The organism is Cloacibacterium sp. Arc13 (genome assembly GCF_041431305.1).
Taxonomy (GTDB): Bacteria; Bacteroidota; Bacteroidia; order Flavobacteriales; family Weeksellaceae; genus Cloacibacterium; species Cloacibacterium caeni_B.
The window spans coordinates 333,588-349,319 of sequence record NZ_JASMRM010000001.1 but is presented as its reverse complement, the minus strand read 5'-3'; the positions used below and the strand labels follow the sequence as shown (position 1 = coordinate 349,319).

At 34.8% G+C, this 15,732-nt stretch carries 13 protein-coding genes; 12 read left to right on the top strand and 1 reads right to left on the bottom strand.

Annotated features, from left to right (window positions below; all coding sequences use genetic code 11):
• Positions 1 to 31 precede the first annotated feature (31 nt).
• From QO190_RS01675 to QO190_RS01660, 4 genes are all read left to right on the top strand, one after another.
• Positions 32 to 2,083: a S9 family peptidase gene (locus tag QO190_RS01675; protein WP_371461004.1), complete on the top strand. Its 2,052-nt coding sequence runs from the start codon at positions 32 to 34 to the stop codon at positions 2,081 to 2,083.
• Entirely contained in the window at positions 2,070 to 2,429 is a 360-nt protein-coding gene (locus tag QO190_RS01670) for a hypothetical protein (RefSeq protein ID WP_371461003.1), read from the top strand. Before QO190_RS01675 ends, QO190_RS01670 begins: the two co-directional genes overlap by 14 nt.
• A gap of 138 nt (positions 2,430 to 2,567) precedes the next feature.
• Entirely contained in the window at positions 2,568 to 4,112 is a 1,545-nt protein-coding gene (locus tag QO190_RS01665) for a sensor histidine kinase (RefSeq protein ID WP_371461002.1), read from the top strand.
• A gap of 24 nt (positions 4,113 to 4,136) precedes the next feature.
• Complete coding sequence (locus tag QO190_RS01660) at positions 4,137 to 4,823, top strand: response regulator transcription factor (RefSeq protein ID WP_274780419.1); 687 nt, start codon at positions 4,137 to 4,139, stop codon at positions 4,821 to 4,823.
• A 54-nt stretch (positions 4,824 to 4,877) separates the two neighbouring features.
• On the opposite strand, the gene QO190_RS01655 is transcribed toward QO190_RS01660, so the two are convergent.
• Positions 4,878 to 5,393 (bottom strand): SPOR domain-containing protein, encoded by a 516-nt coding sequence (locus QO190_RS01655; RefSeq protein WP_371461001.1) that lies wholly within the window; start codon positions 5,391 to 5,393, stop codon positions 4,878 to 4,880.
• A gap of 180 nt (positions 5,394 to 5,573) precedes the next feature.
• Here QO190_RS01655 and QO190_RS01650 point away from each other — a divergent pair, with 180 nt between their 5' ends.
• From QO190_RS01650 to QO190_RS01615, 8 genes are all read left to right on the top strand, one after another.
• Positions 5,574 to 6,917 carry a c-type cytochrome gene (locus QO190_RS01650; protein WP_371461000.1) on the top strand — a complete coding sequence of 448 codons (1,344 nt, stop codon included), beginning with the start codon at positions 5,574 to 5,576 and terminating at the stop codon, positions 6,915 to 6,917.
• 22 nt (positions 6,918 to 6,939) lie between these two features.
• Positions 6,940 to 9,975 (top strand): TAT-variant-translocated molybdopterin oxidoreductase, encoded by a 3,036-nt coding sequence (locus tag QO190_RS01645; protein WP_371460998.1) that lies wholly within the window; start codon positions 6,940 to 6,942, stop codon positions 9,973 to 9,975.
• A 20-nt stretch (positions 9,976 to 9,995) separates the two neighbouring features.
• Positions 9,996 to 11,393 carry an NrfD/PsrC family molybdoenzyme membrane anchor subunit gene (gene nrfD, locus QO190_RS01640; RefSeq protein ID WP_069800010.1) on the top strand — a complete coding sequence of 466 codons (1,398 nt, stop codon included), beginning with the start codon at positions 9,996 to 9,998 and terminating at the stop codon, positions 11,391 to 11,393.
• Positions 11,380 to 11,901: a DUF3341 domain-containing protein gene (locus QO190_RS01635; protein WP_371460996.1), complete on the top strand. Its 522-nt coding sequence runs from the start codon at positions 11,380 to 11,382 to the stop codon at positions 11,899 to 11,901. The genes nrfD and QO190_RS01635 overlap by 14 nt, the downstream gene beginning before the upstream one ends.
• Positions 11,894 to 12,586: a cytochrome c gene (locus tag QO190_RS01630; RefSeq protein ID WP_371460995.1), complete on the top strand. Its 693-nt coding sequence runs from the start codon at positions 11,894 to 11,896 to the stop codon at positions 12,584 to 12,586. Before QO190_RS01635 ends, QO190_RS01630 begins: the two co-directional genes overlap by 8 nt.
• Before the next feature lie 15 nt (positions 12,587 to 12,601).
• Positions 12,602 to 13,936 (top strand): quinol:cytochrome C oxidoreductase, encoded by a 1,335-nt coding sequence (locus QO190_RS01625; RefSeq protein WP_371460994.1) that lies wholly within the window; start codon positions 12,602 to 12,604, stop codon positions 13,934 to 13,936.
• A 75-nt stretch (positions 13,937 to 14,011) separates the two neighbouring features.
• Positions 14,012 to 15,160 carry a hypothetical protein gene (locus QO190_RS01620; RefSeq protein ID WP_371460993.1) on the top strand — a complete coding sequence of 383 codons (1,149 nt, stop codon included), beginning with the start codon at positions 14,012 to 14,014 and terminating at the stop codon, positions 15,158 to 15,160.
• Between the two features lie 16 nt (positions 15,161 to 15,176).
• Complete coding sequence (locus QO190_RS01615; protein ID WP_104793136.1) at positions 15,177 to 15,713, top strand: adenine phosphoribosyltransferase; 537 nt, start codon at positions 15,177 to 15,179, stop codon at positions 15,711 to 15,713.
• Positions 15,714 to 15,732: the final 19 nt, after the last annotated feature.

Here is a 15,732-nt window from a genome sequence, read left to right as displayed (position 1 = left end):
ACTTATTGCTCCACTCAAATTGAACTTAACGATGAACGCTCCCAAAGCAAAAAAAATAGATAAATCACTAGAAATTCATGGTCACCAAAGAAACGACCCGTTTTTTTGGCTCAATGAAAGAGAAAATCCCGAAGTTTTACAATATTTAGAAGAAGAAAACGCTTATTGCGACTTCGTGATGAAAGACACCGAAGAATTGCAAGAACAGCTTTTCCAAGAAATGAAAGCTCGTTACAAAGAAGATGACGAGAGCTTGCCTTATTTTTTCAATGAATATTGGTATGTGGTAAAATTTCAAAAAGGAAAAGAATATCCACTGTTCTACAGACATTTTAAAAGCTTGGAAAACGAAGCAGAACTCATGCTAGATGTAAACGAAATGGCAGCTGGTAAAGATTTTTACGATGTAGGAAGTTTCTCTGTTTCGGTGAATAATCAGTTGGCTGCATTTTCTGAAGACATTATTGGAAGAAGAATCTATACCATTTTGCTCAAAAATTTAGAAACGGGAGAATTTCTAAATGATAAAATTGAAAATACAACTGGTAAAACAGTTTGGGCAGCAGATAATGAACATTTTTTCTACATCAGAAAAGACGAAACGTTACGCGCTTTCCAGATTTACAGACATAAAATTGGTACTTCTCAGGAAGAAGATATTTTGGTTTTCCACGAAGAAGATGAAACTTTCGATGTAACCGTTTACAAATCAAAATCTTTAGAATATATTTTTATTGCAAGTTCTTCTACCATTTCAGATGAACATTGGTTTATTCCTTCTGACAACGTTTTCGCAGAATGGAAAGTCATTCAAAAACGTGAAGACGATTTAGAATACGCAGTAGAACATTATCAAAATGATTTTTATATCATCACCAATGAAGGCGATGCTACCAATTTCAAAATTATGAAAACTTCGGTAGATCAACCTTCTAAAGAACATTGGAAAGAAGTAATTCCGCATAAAAAGGAAACTTTACTGGAAGGTTTGGAAATTTTCAAAGATTATTTCGTGATTGAAGAAAGAACCGAAGGTTTACTTCAACTGAAAATTATCGATAACGCAACGGGAAATTTTCATTATTTGCCTTTTGACGAACCAACTTACACCGCTTATGTAGGACTGAATTTAGATTTTGACACAGAAGTTTTGCGTTATGGTTACACTTCGCTCACAACGCCAAGTTCTACCTACGAATATAATATGAAAACGGGCGAAACCAAACTTTTGAAACAACAGGAAGTTTTAGGCGGAACTTTTGATTCTAAAAAATATATTTCGGAGAGAATTTGGGCAAATTCTCGAGACGGAAAAGCAAAAATCCCGATTTCTTTAGTCTATCATAAAGACACTCCAAAATCTGCCGAAACTCCTCTTCTTTTATATGGTTACGGAAGTTACGGACACACGATTGATGCTAGCTTTTCTAATGTAAGATTATCAATTTTAGACCGAGGCTTCATTTATGCGATTGCTCACGTTCGTGGCGGCGAATATTTAGGAAGAGAATGGTATGATAATGGAAAAATGCTGAAAAAGAAAAATACTTTCTTCGATTTTATTGACACTGCTAAATTCCTCATTTCTGAAAATTATACTTCTCCGAAACATCTTTATGCGATGGGCGGTTCTGCTGGTGGACTTTTAATGGGAGCGATTATGAATTACGAACCTGAAATTTTCAACGGAATTGTGGCGCAAGTTCCTTTTGTAGATGTGGTCACTACCATGTTAGATGAAACAATTCCTTTGACAACTGGAGAATTTGATGAATGGGGAAATCCGAAAAAGAAAAAATATTACGATTACATGCTTTCTTATTCTCCTTACGATAATATAGAAGCAAAAAATTACCCAAATACATTAATCACCACTGGTTTTCACGACAGCCAAGTGCAATATTGGGAACCTGCAAAATGGGTTGCAAAGTTGCGTGATTTAAAAACTGACAATAATATCCTCATTTTCAAGACCGATATGAAATCTGGTCATGGTGGCGCTTCTGGAAGATTTGAAAGCCTGAAAGAAGACGCTCTAGAATATGCATTTTTATTAAAATTAGAAAACAATGGAAGAAATTAACGAAATAGAAGTTTGGAAAGATGTAGAAAAATTTTTCGTTGAAAATTTTCAAACGGAGAAAAATCCGCCTATTGAAACACTCTTGTTTTTGATAGGAATCCAAGAATTAGGCAGTGGGAAACAAAAATATTCTAAAGATGACAAGGTGAATCTTATTCACATTGCAGTTTGCAGATTGCTAGAACCTTTCGGATTTTATGAATTCGAAGATTATGATGATGACGGTTGGCCAATGTACAAGCAATTAGAAGAACTCCCAGAACTTAAACCGAATGAGCAACAACTGCTCATGAAAAAAGCCATTATTCAATATTTTATAGACGAAGACTTGTTAGAAATTTCTTAAAAAATTTCTACAAAAGGGAAATTAATTCACAATAATTTGTTAAAATTCTCGTTTTTAAGAAAAATCATATAAAAATACTGTGATTTTTTTGTTTAATTTGTGTTAAATTTCTAATTTTAACAAAACTTTTAGGCGAAAATGAATAATAAATTTATCCCAATAATCTCCGTATTTATGACGATTTCACTTGTTGTTTTCGTGTCATTGCAATTTTATTGGCTTAAAGAATATTACACCGCACTAGAGCAAGATTTTTCTAATAAAGTGTACACTGCGCTAGAAAGCTCAAGTAAAAAAATTGAAGAATTAGAAATTCAGAAATACAACGAAAAATTTAAAAATTTCGACAAAACTTTAGCTAATAACGCTAAAAGTCCTACTCTTTTCCAAATCCAGCAAACGCAGGATTCTGCAAACAAAACCACGCTAACTTTCAATAAAACCATTATTGAAAAACAAAATATTCCGATTTCTAAAAAGGGAGACAGCATTACCAAAATAAAACTTTACAAAGACGAAGGTTTATACAGCATTAAAAAAAACGAAAGCACTCCTCAGATTATTTCTTCGGTTCAGAGTCAAGACATCAGTAGCGGACAGTTTACTTTGACAGAATTTGCGAAATTTAATGCTTCTAACCTGCCTATCAACCAAAGAGTCAATCCAAAAATGCTAGACTCAGTTCTTACTAAAGAACTGAAAAACAACGGAATAAACTCTAAATTCGGCTATGGAATTTTAGACAAAAACAATAAATTGACTCAGATTTCTAATAACACTTATTTAGATCAGCGAGACAAAACCAATTATAATTTTCCACTTTTTACAGACAATAAAGACCGAACGCTTTTTACGCTTTCGCTAGTTTTCCCAAGAAAAGATGCGTCTTTGGCAATGAATAATTTGCCAATGCTACTAGGAACTTTCATGTCATTATTGACGATTTTAGGAATCTACATCATCTCGATTAATTATATGATGAAACAGAAAAAAATCTCAGAAGTAAAAACTGATTTCATCAATAACATGTCTCATGAATTCAAAACACCTTTAGCTACGATTTCCGTAGCGACAGATGCTTTAGCTAATGATAAAATCTCTACCAATCCAGAAAAGGTAAAATATTATTCTCAACTCATCAAGCAAGAAAACTTGAGAATGAAAAAACAGGTAGAAAACGTTCTCAACATGTCAAAATTAGAGAGAAACGAAGTAAAACTCTTCTTAAAAGAAACCAATGTAAGAGAACTCATCAAGCAAATTTCTCAATCATTCAGACTTATTGTAGAAGAAAGAGGCGGAACATTAACCGAAGAATTCAAAGCGGAACATTATCATGTAAAAGTAGATGAATTTCACCTTTCTAACGCTTTGGTTAATTTACTGGACAACGCGAATAAATATTCGCCAGAAACCCCAGAAATTAGAATTACTACCAGAAATGAACCTGGATTTTACGTCATTGCGATTTCTGATAAAGGAATGGGAATGGAACAACATAACAGAACCAAAATTTTCGAAAAATTTTTCAGAGAAGAAACCGGGAATATTCACAATGTAAAAGGACAAGGTTTAGGATTGTCTTACGTGAAGAAAATTGTAGAACTGCATAACGGTCAAGTGATTGTAGAATCAGAAAAAGATAAAGGCAGCACATTTACCATCAAACTGCCGATGAAATAACAACAAATAAAAACACCAAATATTATGAGTAACAGAATCTTATTAGTAGAAGACGACCAAAGTTTCGGAGCGGTACTTAAAGATTATTTAAGCATTAACAACTTTGATGTAACCCTTGCTACAGACGGAGAATTAGGGTTAAAAGAATTTACAGAAAAGGAATTTGACATTTGTATTTTTGATGTCATGATGCCTAAAAAGGACGGCTTTTCACTAGCTGAAGACGTGAGAAAAATTGATAAAAACACTCCCATTATATTTTTAACGGCAAGAAACCAACGTGAAGACGTTTTAAAAGGCTATCAAATCGGGGCAGATGATTACATCACAAAGCCATTTGACACCGAATTACTTTTATACAAAATCAAAGCTATTTTACAAAGAAGTGCAGTAGTAGAAGACGAAGAACAAGAGCAATTTAAAATCTCTAACGTATTTTTCGACTCTGTTCTAAGACAATTGCGAGTAGGCGATAATGAATATAAACTTTCGCCAAAAGAAAACGAATTACTAAAACTTCTTTGCCTACACAGAAATGATTTTATGCCAAGAGATTTAGCATTAAGAAAAATCTGGAAAAAAGAAAATTATTTCACGGCAAGAAGTATGGACGTGTACATTGCTAAACTGAGAAAACTCCTAAAAGATGATGAAGGATTAGAAATCATCAACGTGCACGGAGAAGGTTTCAGACTTTTAGTAAAAAATTAAATAAAAAAATCCACCAAAATTTGGTGGATTTTTTGTTATGCTAATGTGTGAAAATTATTTTGCTTCTACACAGAAAACTCTGTATTGTACGGCAATTGCAGCAGGGAAATAACTTCTAATTCTTGCTAAATCACCACTTGCAGATTGCTTACTGAAATAGCTTCCTACCAAAACCTTATAATTCGGTCTTAATGAAGCATCAGTTTCTGCTTTCATATTTGGGAATTTCGTACGGAAATAAGATTTAACCTTGTTGGCTTCCTCATTACTTTTTACAACCGCCACCTGAATTTTGTAACCTAAAATTCTTGGATTATCTCTACAGATTTCAGCATTTGTTTTAGGTTTCGTCGAAATTTCTACTTTCGGAGACTCATTTTTGTTTGCTTCTTCCTCTTTAATCTTATCACATTTCCCTTCTAAATCCGTTAAAAGCTCATTTACCCTGCTATCCATAGAAAGTTTTAACTCTGTTCCATTATGCGTTTCTTTTTTCTCAACTACCTGAGCATTAGAGATATTAAAACTTAAAAAAGTTAATAATGATAGTATTTTTATTACGTTTTTCATTAAAATTATTTTTGACAAAGTTAATACAAATAAAAATTATACCAATCTTTCTTATTTAGAACAATTATAAATTAAAAAAAATTGATAAAATACATACAAACCTTCTGTTAATATTGTGTTAAAGTATTATTTTTGCGGAATTGAATGTAAACTCAATAGTATTAACCCAAGATTATTTAAATGATTAGTTGGAGAAAGCATTACAAGAGAGTGTTGTTAGCATGTAGTTTGCTCTTAACAACCAGTGCTTCTATTTACGCTCAAGATCTTAAAGGTGACGCTAAGAAGGGAGAAACCCTTTTTAAGACCAATTGTTCTGCGTGTCACGCGTTAGACAAACAAATGGTGGGTCCAGCTTTAGGAGGCGTAGTAGACAGATTAAAAAAGGAACAAAATTTAGGTGTAGATTGGTTCCAAAAATGGATTAAAGATAACAAAGCACTTAGAGCTTCTGGCGATAAGTATGCGAATGAAGTCTTCGAAAAATTCAACAAAGTAGAGATGACTCAATTCCCTAATCTTACAGATCAGGATATTGCAGATCTTCTAGAATACACCACTAATCCGCCAAAAGCAGAGCCTACTGCAGCAGAAACTGATGTGAATTCACCAGAAGCCATCAAAGCTGCTCAAGATGAAAAAAATAATTCATCTGCTCTTCTAATTTCTTTAGCCGCAGTTGGAGGATTACTTCTTTGGTTACTCTTCAGATTAACCCAACTCGTAAATTTACACAGAAAATCTGGAGAAATTTCTGCTCTAGACGCTACAAGAATCAACTCAATTGGCGAATTCTACGAGAAGTACAATACGCTAGGTAAAGCATTAATGGGATTATTAGCCTTATTAGCACTTTACGGAATTTGGAATTGGTTAATGTGGGTAGGTGTATACAAGGGCTATCAACCAGAGCAACCTATTTACTTCTCTCACAAAATTCACGCTGGTGAGAATAAAATCGATTGTCAATTATGTCACTCAAGTGCTAAGTATGGTAAAGTATCAGAGATTCCTTCTGTAAACGTTTGTATGAATTGCCACAAAGGTATTTCAGAATACAAAGGAAAATACATAGAAGAAGGAAAATCTAGAGAATTCTATACTGCAGAGATTAAGAAAATCTACGAAGCTGCTGGTTGGGATGAAGGTTCACAGTCTTACACTGGAAAAACCAAACCAATCGAGTGGGTGAGAATTCACAATATGCCAGATTTCGTATACTTCAATCACGCACAACACGTGGTAGCTGGTGAACAAACCATCATCAAAGCTAAAAAAGTAGACGTAGTATGTAAAGCTTGTCACGGTCAAGTTCAAGAAATGGACAAAGTACAAATGGCAAATAACTTTACAATGGGATGGTGTATTGATTGTCACAGAACTACAGAAGTAGACATGACAAACGGTTATAACAAAGAATACTACCAAAAACTTCACGACAAGTTGAAAAAACAATACGGTGGAGAAACTAAAATGACCGTAGACGCTATTGGTGGTTTAGAGTGTGGTAAATGTCATTATTAATAACAGAAAATTAGAAGTATAAATGGCTTCAAATAAAATACAATTCAGAAGTATTCACGAACTTAAAGACCAATCGCTTAATGCGAAATTGGCTCAAAAAGAATTTCAAAACGAAATTCCTGTAGATGAGTTCTTGGGTGATGCAGAAAAAATGAACAATTCTGGGACTTCTAGAAGGGATTTCTTAAAATTATTAGGCTTCTCTACGGCTGCGGTTACTCTTGCAGCGTGTGAAGCTCCAGTAATCAAAACAATTCCTTACGTGGTAAAACCACACAGTATTATCCCAGGAATTCCTAATTATTATGCATCTACCTATTTTGACGGGTTCGACTTTGCTAGTGTTTTAGTAAAAACTAGAGAAGGTAGACCCATTAAAATTGAACCGAATAAAACTGCAAATGATCTAGGTAAAACAAACGCTAGAGCTCAAGCAAGTGTATTGTCATTATATGATAATGATAAAATTAAGCAACCAAAACTAGACGGTAAAGACGAAACTTTCGACAAAGTAGACGCTGTAGTGCTAGAAGCACTAACTAAAGCTCAAGCTGAAAACAAGAAAATTGTAGTTCTTTCTCATTCATATCCTTCTCCTACATTCAAGAAATTATTCGGAGAGTTTAAAACTAAATATCCTAATGCAGAATTAGTAACTTACGATGCTTACACGTATGCTGCTGCATTAGACGCTGCTCAAGAAGTTTTCGGTAATAGAGCATTACCAGTTTACGACTTATCAGCTACTGAATTAGTGGTTTCTTTCCAAGCAGATTTCTTAGGAGATTATAACGCAAATAGCTTAGAAACATCATACGCAGCTGCTAGAAAACCAGGAGCTAACATGCTTAGACATATTCAAGTAGAATCTAACATGTCTCTTACTGGTGCTAACGCTGATACGAGAATTAAGCAAAAACCTTCTGCTGTAAATAAAACTTTAGTAGAAGTTTATAACGCAATCGTAGGAGGCGGTACTTCTGATAAAGTAGCTTCTGAAATTGCTAAAGAATTACAAGCTAAAGGAAACAAAGCGGTAGTTTTTGCTGACGGTTCTAAAGCTTCTTATGTTCTGGCACACTTAATCAATCAAAAATTAGGTTCTGTAGCTTTCACTGGAAAAGCTAACCTATTAAAAGAATATGACAACGCTAGATTTAACGAGTTTTTAACTTGGGTAAATGCTGGTCAAGTTGGTGTTTTAGTTGCTAACAACGTAAACCCAATCTATTCTCACGCAAAAGGTGCAGAATTCAAAAAATCATTAAGCAAAGTAGGAACTGTAGTTGCTGTAGCTGATAAGAAAAATGAAATTGCTCAAGCAGCAAAAGTAGTCATTCCAGCAGCACACTGGTTAGAGTCTTGGGGTGATATTGCTCCTCAAACTGGTGCTTATTCATTAATGCAACCTACGATCCAAAAAATATTCAAATCTAGACAAATTGAAGAATCACTTCTTGTTTGGATGAATGGAAAAGGATTTACTCCTAACTATTATGAATATTTAAAAGCCAATGCTGCAACAATTCTTAATGGAACTTCATTTAACCAAGCTCTTTATAACGGTTTTAATGCAGGAAACATTACAGGAACTCTATCTTACACAGGTGGAGATGCTGCAAAAGCGGTGTCTGAATTACAAGGTTTCAAAGCTTCTAAATTAGAACTTGTACTTTATACCACCACTGCAATGGGAGACGGTACTCAAGCCAATAACCCTTGGCTACAAGAGTTACCAGATCCAATTACGAGAATGGCTTGGGATAACTACCTTACTATTTCTCCAGCAGACGCTAAAGAATTTGGTATCGAAAATGAATTAAATGCGAGAATGCAGTTAGATGGTACTGTGGTAAATCTTACTGTAAATGGTGTGAAATTAGAAAACGTTCCTGTTTTCATTCAGCCAGGTCAAGCAGAAGGTTCATTAGGTCTTGCTTTAGGTTATGGTAAAAAAGACTCAGGTAAAGTAGCTGAAACAGGTGTAAACGCTTATCCTTTATTTGATGGATATAACACTGTAGTATCTAATGTTTCTATTGAAAAATCAGGAGCAGATGATCACGAATTTGCAGGTGTACAGCTTCAAAATACATTAATGGGTCGTTACGAAATCGCTAAAGAAGTAACATTAGACACTTACTTAAACGAAGACGTAAACAAGTGGAATAAACCATTAACAATGGAAACATTACAAGGAACTTTACCAATGGGCAAAGTAGATCTTTGGGATGCTTTCGATGATACAGATGGTCCTCACTTTAATCTTTCTGTAGACCTTAACTCATGTATCGGTTGTGGAGCTTGTATCATTGCTTGTCAAGCAGAAAACAACGTACCTGTAGTAGGTAAAGAAGAGGTAAGAATGTCTAGAGATATGGCTTGGCTAAGAATCGATAGATATTACTCTGCTAAAGAAAAAATTGAAGTAAAAGAAGGTTTAGACAAGGGATTAAATGTTCCTAACCTTTATGATATATTAATTGAACCAAACGAAAGTCCTGATGTGATTTTCCAACCAGTAATGTGTCAGCACTGTAATCACGCACCTTGTGAAACAGTATGTCCTGTTGCTGCAACTTCTCACGGTAAGCAAGGTCAAAACCAAATGGCTTACAACAGATGTATCGGTACAAGATATTGTGCAAATAACTGTCCTTACAAAGTAAGAAGATTCAATTGGTTTACTTATAACTTGAATGATAAGTTTGACTTCAACATGAACAACGATTTAGGAAGAATGGTTCTAAATCCAGATGTTGTAGTAAGAACTAGAGGGGTAATGGAAAAATGTTCTATGTGTATCCAAATGACTCAAGCTACAATTCTAGAAGCTAAAAAAGAAGGCAGAAGAATTGAAGATGGAGAACTTAAAACAGCTTGTTCACAGGCTTGTTCTACAGGAGCACTTAAATTCGGTGATATGAATGATAAATCATCAGAAGTAAGAGCATTATTCAATGACAAGAGAAAATATGTATTGCTAGAAGAAGTGGGTACTAAACCAAACGTATTCTACCATACAAAAGTGAGAAACAGAAAAGAAAACAACGTTTAAATAATATAAATAGGTAAAAAATGTCAGGACATTACGAAGCCCCTATTAGGGAACCGCTAATTATTGGTCACAAGACTTATCACGATATCACCGAAGATATTGCAAGACCTATCGAAGAAAGAGCCGGAAAACTCTGGTGGATTTCTTTTTGGGCAGCTCTAGTTCTATTTGTATACGGTTTTGGATGTATTGCTTACACCATTGGTACCGGTATCGGAGCTTGGGGACTAAACAAAACTATTAACTGGGGTTGGGATATTACTAACTTCGTTTGGTGGGTAGGTATTGGTCACGCAGGAACCTTAATCTCTGCAGTATTGTTATTATTTAGACAAAGATGGAGAATGTCTGTAAACCGTTCTGCAGAAGCGATGACGATTTTTGCAGTTGTACAGGCAGCAATCTTCCCAGTAATTCACATGGGTAGAGTTTGGGTAGGATATTGGGTATTCCCTTTACCAAACCAATTTGGTTCTCTTTGGACTAACTTTAACTCTCCACTACTTTGGGACGTATTTGCAATCTCTACTTACTTCTCTGTATCTACTGTATTCTGGTTCATGGGATTAATCCCAGACTTTGCGATGATTAGAGATAGAGCAAAAACGCCTTGGACTAAAAAGATTTATACATTCCTAGCATTCGGTTGGGGTGGTAAAGCAAAACACTGGCAAAGATTCGAAGAGTTATCTCTTGTATTAGCTGGTTTAGCAACACCACTTGTATTCTCAGTACACACCACGGTATCATTTGACTTCGCAACTTCAGTAATCAAAGGATGGCACTCTACCATCTACCCTCCTTACTTCGTAGCAGGTGCGATTTTCTCAGGATTCGCAATGGTACAAACCCTTCTATTGGTTGCTAGAAAAGTAGCACACTTAGAAGATTATATTACCATGTATCATATCGAAATTATGAATATCGTAATCATCGTAACAGGTGGTATGGTAACAGTAGCTTATGCTGTAGAATACTTCATCGGTTGGTACTCAGGAAGTAGATATGAAGACTTTACATATTTATCTCCAGGTGCTGCTACTGGTCCTTACTGGTGGGCATTCTGGGCGCTAATTATCTGTAACTTAGTTGTTCCTGCTTCTTTCTGGTTCAAAAAATTAAGAACAAATATTATTTGGACTTTCTTCGTAGCATTAATCATCAACATCGGTATGTGGTTTGAAAGATTTGACATCATTGTTATCAACCTTTCTAGAGACTACTTACCAGGTTCTTGGACGATGTTTAAGCCAACGATTATAGACGTAGGAGTTTATTTAGGAACAATTGGTTTCTTCGGAGTATTATTCCTATTGTACGCTAGAACATTCCCTGTAATTGCACAGGCTGAATTGAAGACTATTTTGAAAATTTCAGGTGAAACTTATAAAGCAAAAGAAGGAGATGAGCACCACTAAAAGAATATATGGACTTTATGGCGATGACGACGATTTAATGAACGGCGTTAAAGCTTTCAGAGATAAAGGTATTGAAATTACCGAAGTGTATACTCCATTCCCAGTTCACGGGCTAGATAAAGCTTTAGGTCTTAAGAAAACTAGAATTTCAGACGCAGCTTTCATTTATGCTTGTTATGGTGTTACCATTGGTGCTTTAGCAACTTGGTATATGATGAATCATGACTGGCCACAAAACATCGGTGGTAAACCAGCTTTTTGGTGGGCTCATAACATGCCTGCTTTTGTAGTTCCAATGTTTGAATTAATGGTATTCTGTGCTGCACACATGATGTCTCTTACTTTCTTAGTAAGAAATAAAATGTATCCTGGAGCTGCTCCTCAGAATCCAGATCCTAGAACTACGGATGATAAGTTTATGATGGAGTTTGTGTCTGAAGATGTAGAAACCATTAAACAGATGCTGATTGAAACAGGTGTAGAAGAAATAACTGTAAAAGATGCGTAATATGAAAAATATTTTAAAAATAACAACCATCTTGGGAATCTCAGTTATCGCGCTGAATTCTTGTGGACCCAAAGATAATCCGCCATTAGTTTACTTTCCGGATATGTATTTTCCTGTAGCTTATGACCCAATGTTAAAAACTGCTAGTAAAGCAGATGGACATTATGTAAGCAAAGAAAACGAAATCCCAGCTTTTGTAAATAACTACGGCTCTACTCTACTTTCTCCTGTAGAAGGTACGGTTCCTCAAGACAAGGAAGGAATTTTACCAGAAGATAAAACTCCTAAAAATGTAGAAGAATATACTGCATTTTATGAAGAGTCAAAAAGTGTTACCGTTTCTCCTCTAGATCCTAAAAATAAAGAAAAAGATTTAGCAAGAGGTAAAAAATTATACGAAATGACTTGTGCAGCTTGTCACGGTGTGGGAGGTGATGGACAAGGTCCAATTGTACAAAGTGGTGCATATTCTGGTGTTCCTAATTACAAAGACAGACAGATTACAGTAGGTTCTACTCATTATGTAATTGTAAACGGAAGAAACTTAATGGGATCTTACGCTGGTCAATTAGCTCCTGCTGATAGATGGAGAGTAGCAATGTATGTAATGAGCGCTTTCAAAGCTGATGCTGTAGCTCCTGTAGCCACTGCTGATGCAACTACAACTCAAACCAATACTAAATAATAAAAACAGAAAAAAATGTATAGTTTTTCACCAAAATTAAAATTGTATTCTATTATACTGATAGTTGTTGGATTGGTACTATTCGGTATTGGCTACATGTTAAATCATGGGTTAAATGAGTCTGCAATTCAGACAATGATGGATAATGTACACCATGGTACAGAACATCATACCCCAATGAACTCTTCAGAATTAGTAGGACCTCAAGATAATGCTGCACACTTAGAACATGCTACGCATCAGATTCATAATACACCGTTCTCGGCTTTATTAACTGCTGCTATGTTATTCTTCGGAATCTCTGCTTGTGCTTTATTCTTTTTATCAATTCAGCATGCAGCTCACGCTGGTTGGTCTGTAATCGTAACAAGAGTAATGGAAGCGGTAGCTTCATTCATTCCAGTAGGTGGGATTGTTTTATTAATCTTAACTTTCCTAAACGTAGGTGGAATTGCTCATTTATATCACTGGATGGATCCGGATTTAACAAATCCTAATTCTCCAAACTTTGATGTTATCCTTTACGAAAAATCTAAATTCTTAAACATTCCTTTTTATGTAGTGAGAGTTCTTATCTACGTAATTGGAGCTTCTTTCTTCGTTTGGAAAATTAAGAAAGTTTCTAAGAGATTAGATGAAACTAAAGATAGAAAAGATTACAAAGCATTATACAACTGGAGTGTAGGTTACATCGCTTTCTTCGGATTTGCTTCTGCAGCTTGGGCTTGGGATTTCTTAATGTCTATTGACCCTCACTGGTATTCTACACTTTATATTTGGTATTCTATGGTATCTACTTTATCAAGTGCTGTTGCAGTAATTATTATTGTTGCAGTTTACTTAAAGAAAAAAGGGCTTTTACCACAGTTTAATGATAACCACTTACATGATTTAGCTAAATTCTTATTTGCTACTTCATTATTATGGACTTATTTATTCTTTGACCAATTCATGCTTTACTGGTACGCAAACATCCCAGAAGAAGTAAGATATTTCTTTGACAGATTTGCTTACTACAAGTACACTTTCTTACCAATGCTTATCATCAACTTCTTATTACCACTATTGGTATTAGTAAGTTCTAGCATCAAGAGAAATTACAAAGTAGTAACTACAATGGCTGTTCTAGTAATTCTAGGTCACTGGTTAGATTTCTTCAACATGATTATGCCAGGAACAGTAGGACCTTTCTGGAATAATGCATACACATTCTTATTAGTAGTAGGTGCATTCTTATTCATGGTAGGTTTATTCGTTTTAGTAGTAATGTCTGCATTATCTAAACTTAAATTGATTCCTGAAGGAAATCCTCTAGTAAAAGAATCTAAGATTTTTGAATATCCTTTCTAATTTCAGAAAGAAACATCATATAAATCCCAACTTATTGTTGGGATTTTTTTATTTTTGTATATAAATATTCATTTTATGAAACGTTTCCTTTTTCTAAGCATATTTTCATTGCTTTTTTTAATTGGTTGTAAAAAAGATGCTGTAGATGCAAGTAGTACAAAAGCCTTCCAAGAAAGTATCAATGACATGTCTTCTTCGCTTCCCACTATTAAACAAATTAAGTTTAATGAAGCTCTTTATATTCTAAAAACCTTTGGTGTAGATGCAGAAGGTGATATCGAAGAACTAAAAGCTCTTGGCAAACTTCTAGAAGGAAAAAAAGTGCCAGAAATTTTTGCAATGGCAGACAAAGTAGCACAAGAAAATGGCATCAACTGGGCGAGTACAGCTCCTCCTTCATTAGGTGAAATGAATATCTTTCAAAATATCATGCCGTCTGAAACAGATGTAAATGATATTACCGCAAATTCTTTGCAAATTACAACCAGTGAAGTCTCTGTAGATAGTGTTTTAGGGCCAAAAGCTTTACAAATCGTTCCAAGATTATTAGATGCTGCAGGAAATAAAGTAGATTTCGAAAATGCAGCCTTAGAAACCACTTTAGAAGTTTCTAGTCAAGGAGTAAAACTTTTGACTTCTAAAAATTTAATGCAAAACAATCAATTCAAAGGGTTTTATATGAGATTTTCTTCTCTTCCTCAAGAGAAAGTAATAGATAATAAAATTGACATAAAAGTTACTGTAAAAACGTCTAAGAAAACCATTCAAATGACCAAAATGGGTGTAGATGTAAATCCTAACGCTCTTTTGATGCCTCAAAGCTCAGAAAATCCAGAAAATCTTGAAGGAACTCCAGAAGAAAATGCTACGGGAACAGATTCTCCAAAAGTAATTGGCGATCCAAAAAATACAGTTGTGAATTTCTTAAGCAACTTAAACAGTCAGAACTTAAAAGCAGCTTACAGTCAGTCAGAAAACCCGAATTGGGGTTCTTATGAAACATTTGCCAATCCTACATCTGGTTTTGGAACGGTAAAAAGTGTAGATGTAACCAACGTTTCTACTAAAGCGAATGCCAATAACACTGCAAGTGTAAATGCAACGTATACTGTAACAGATAAATCTGGAAACGCAACTTCACTTGATGTTTCTTATGGATTAAAAGCTACAGAAACAGGTTGGAAAATTACCAGCTACAAAATTAATTCTTCTCAAAAAAAATAAATTAAAATCCAATAAAATGGCAACGCAAGATTTAATCGCTAGATTAGAAAGCACAATTCAGAATATTCCAGATTTCCCAATCGAAGGAATACAATTCAAAGACATTACGCCCATTTTCTTAAATCCTAAATTATACGAAGACGTAATTGCAGATTTAGTAGAATTCAGCAGAGGAAAAGTAGATGTAGTGTGCGGAATAGAAAGCAGAGGCTACCTCTTCGGAATTGCAATTGCTGTTGCCCTAGAAGTTCCATTTATTTTAATTAGAAAAAAAGGAAAACTTCCTCCTCCATTTATTTCAGAAAAATACGATTTAGAATACGGAACTGCCGAAATAGAAATGCGCACGAACCAAATTCAACCTAATCAAAGAGTATTAATTCACGATGATTTATTAGCAACTGGCGGAACAACTGAAGCTGCCGCTAAATTGGTTGAAAAACAGGGCGCAAAAGTAACACAGTTCAGTTTTTTAATTGGTCTTAAAGATTTACACGGCGAAGATAAACTGAAACAGTTTGACGCAGAAGTGTACAGTATTTTGAACTACTAATTTTAATTATTTTTTTCTC

Excerpts from the sequence above, each read along its gene's own strand:
- QO190_RS01650 (WP_371461000.1), top strand. The coding sequence starts at position 5,574 with ATGATTAGTTGGAGAAAGCATTACAAGAGAGTGTTGTTAGCATGTAGT.
- QO190_RS01630 (WP_371460995.1), top strand. The coding sequence starts at position 11,894 with ATGCGTAATATGAAAAATATTTTAAAAATAACAACCATCTTGGGAATC.
- QO190_RS01670 (WP_371461003.1), top strand. The coding sequence starts at position 2,070 with ATGGAAGAAATTAACGAAATAGAAGTTTGGAAAGATGTAGAAAAATTT.
- QO190_RS01645 (WP_371460998.1), top strand. The coding sequence starts at position 6,940 with ATGGCTTCAAATAAAATACAATTCAGAAGTATTCACGAACTTAAAGAC.
- QO190_RS01665 (WP_371461002.1), top strand. The coding sequence starts at position 2,568 with ATGAATAATAAATTTATCCCAATAATCTCCGTATTTATGACGATTTCA.
- QO190_RS01655 (WP_371461001.1), bottom strand. The coding sequence starts at position 5,393 with ATGAAAAACGTAATAAAAATACTATCATTATTAACTTTTTTAAGTTTT.
- QO190_RS01615 (WP_104793136.1), top strand. The coding sequence starts at position 15,177 with ATGGCAACGCAAGATTTAATCGCTAGATTAGAAAGCACAATTCAGAAT.
- QO190_RS01635 (WP_371460996.1), top strand. The coding sequence starts at position 11,380 with ATGAGCACCACTAAAAGAATATATGGACTTTATGGCGATGACGACGAT.
- QO190_RS01675 (WP_371461004.1), top strand. The coding sequence starts at position 32 with ATGAACGCTCCCAAAGCAAAAAAAATAGATAAATCACTAGAAATTCAT.
- nrfD (WP_069800010.1), top strand. The coding sequence starts at position 9,996 with ATGTCAGGACATTACGAAGCCCCTATTAGGGAACCGCTAATTATTGGT.
- QO190_RS01660 (WP_274780419.1), top strand. The coding sequence starts at position 4,137 with ATGAGTAACAGAATCTTATTAGTAGAAGACGACCAAAGTTTCGGAGCG.
- QO190_RS01620 (WP_371460993.1), top strand. The coding sequence starts at position 14,012 with ATGAAACGTTTCCTTTTTCTAAGCATATTTTCATTGCTTTTTTTAATT.
- QO190_RS01625 (WP_371460994.1), top strand. The coding sequence starts at position 12,602 with ATGTATAGTTTTTCACCAAAATTAAAATTGTATTCTATTATACTGATA.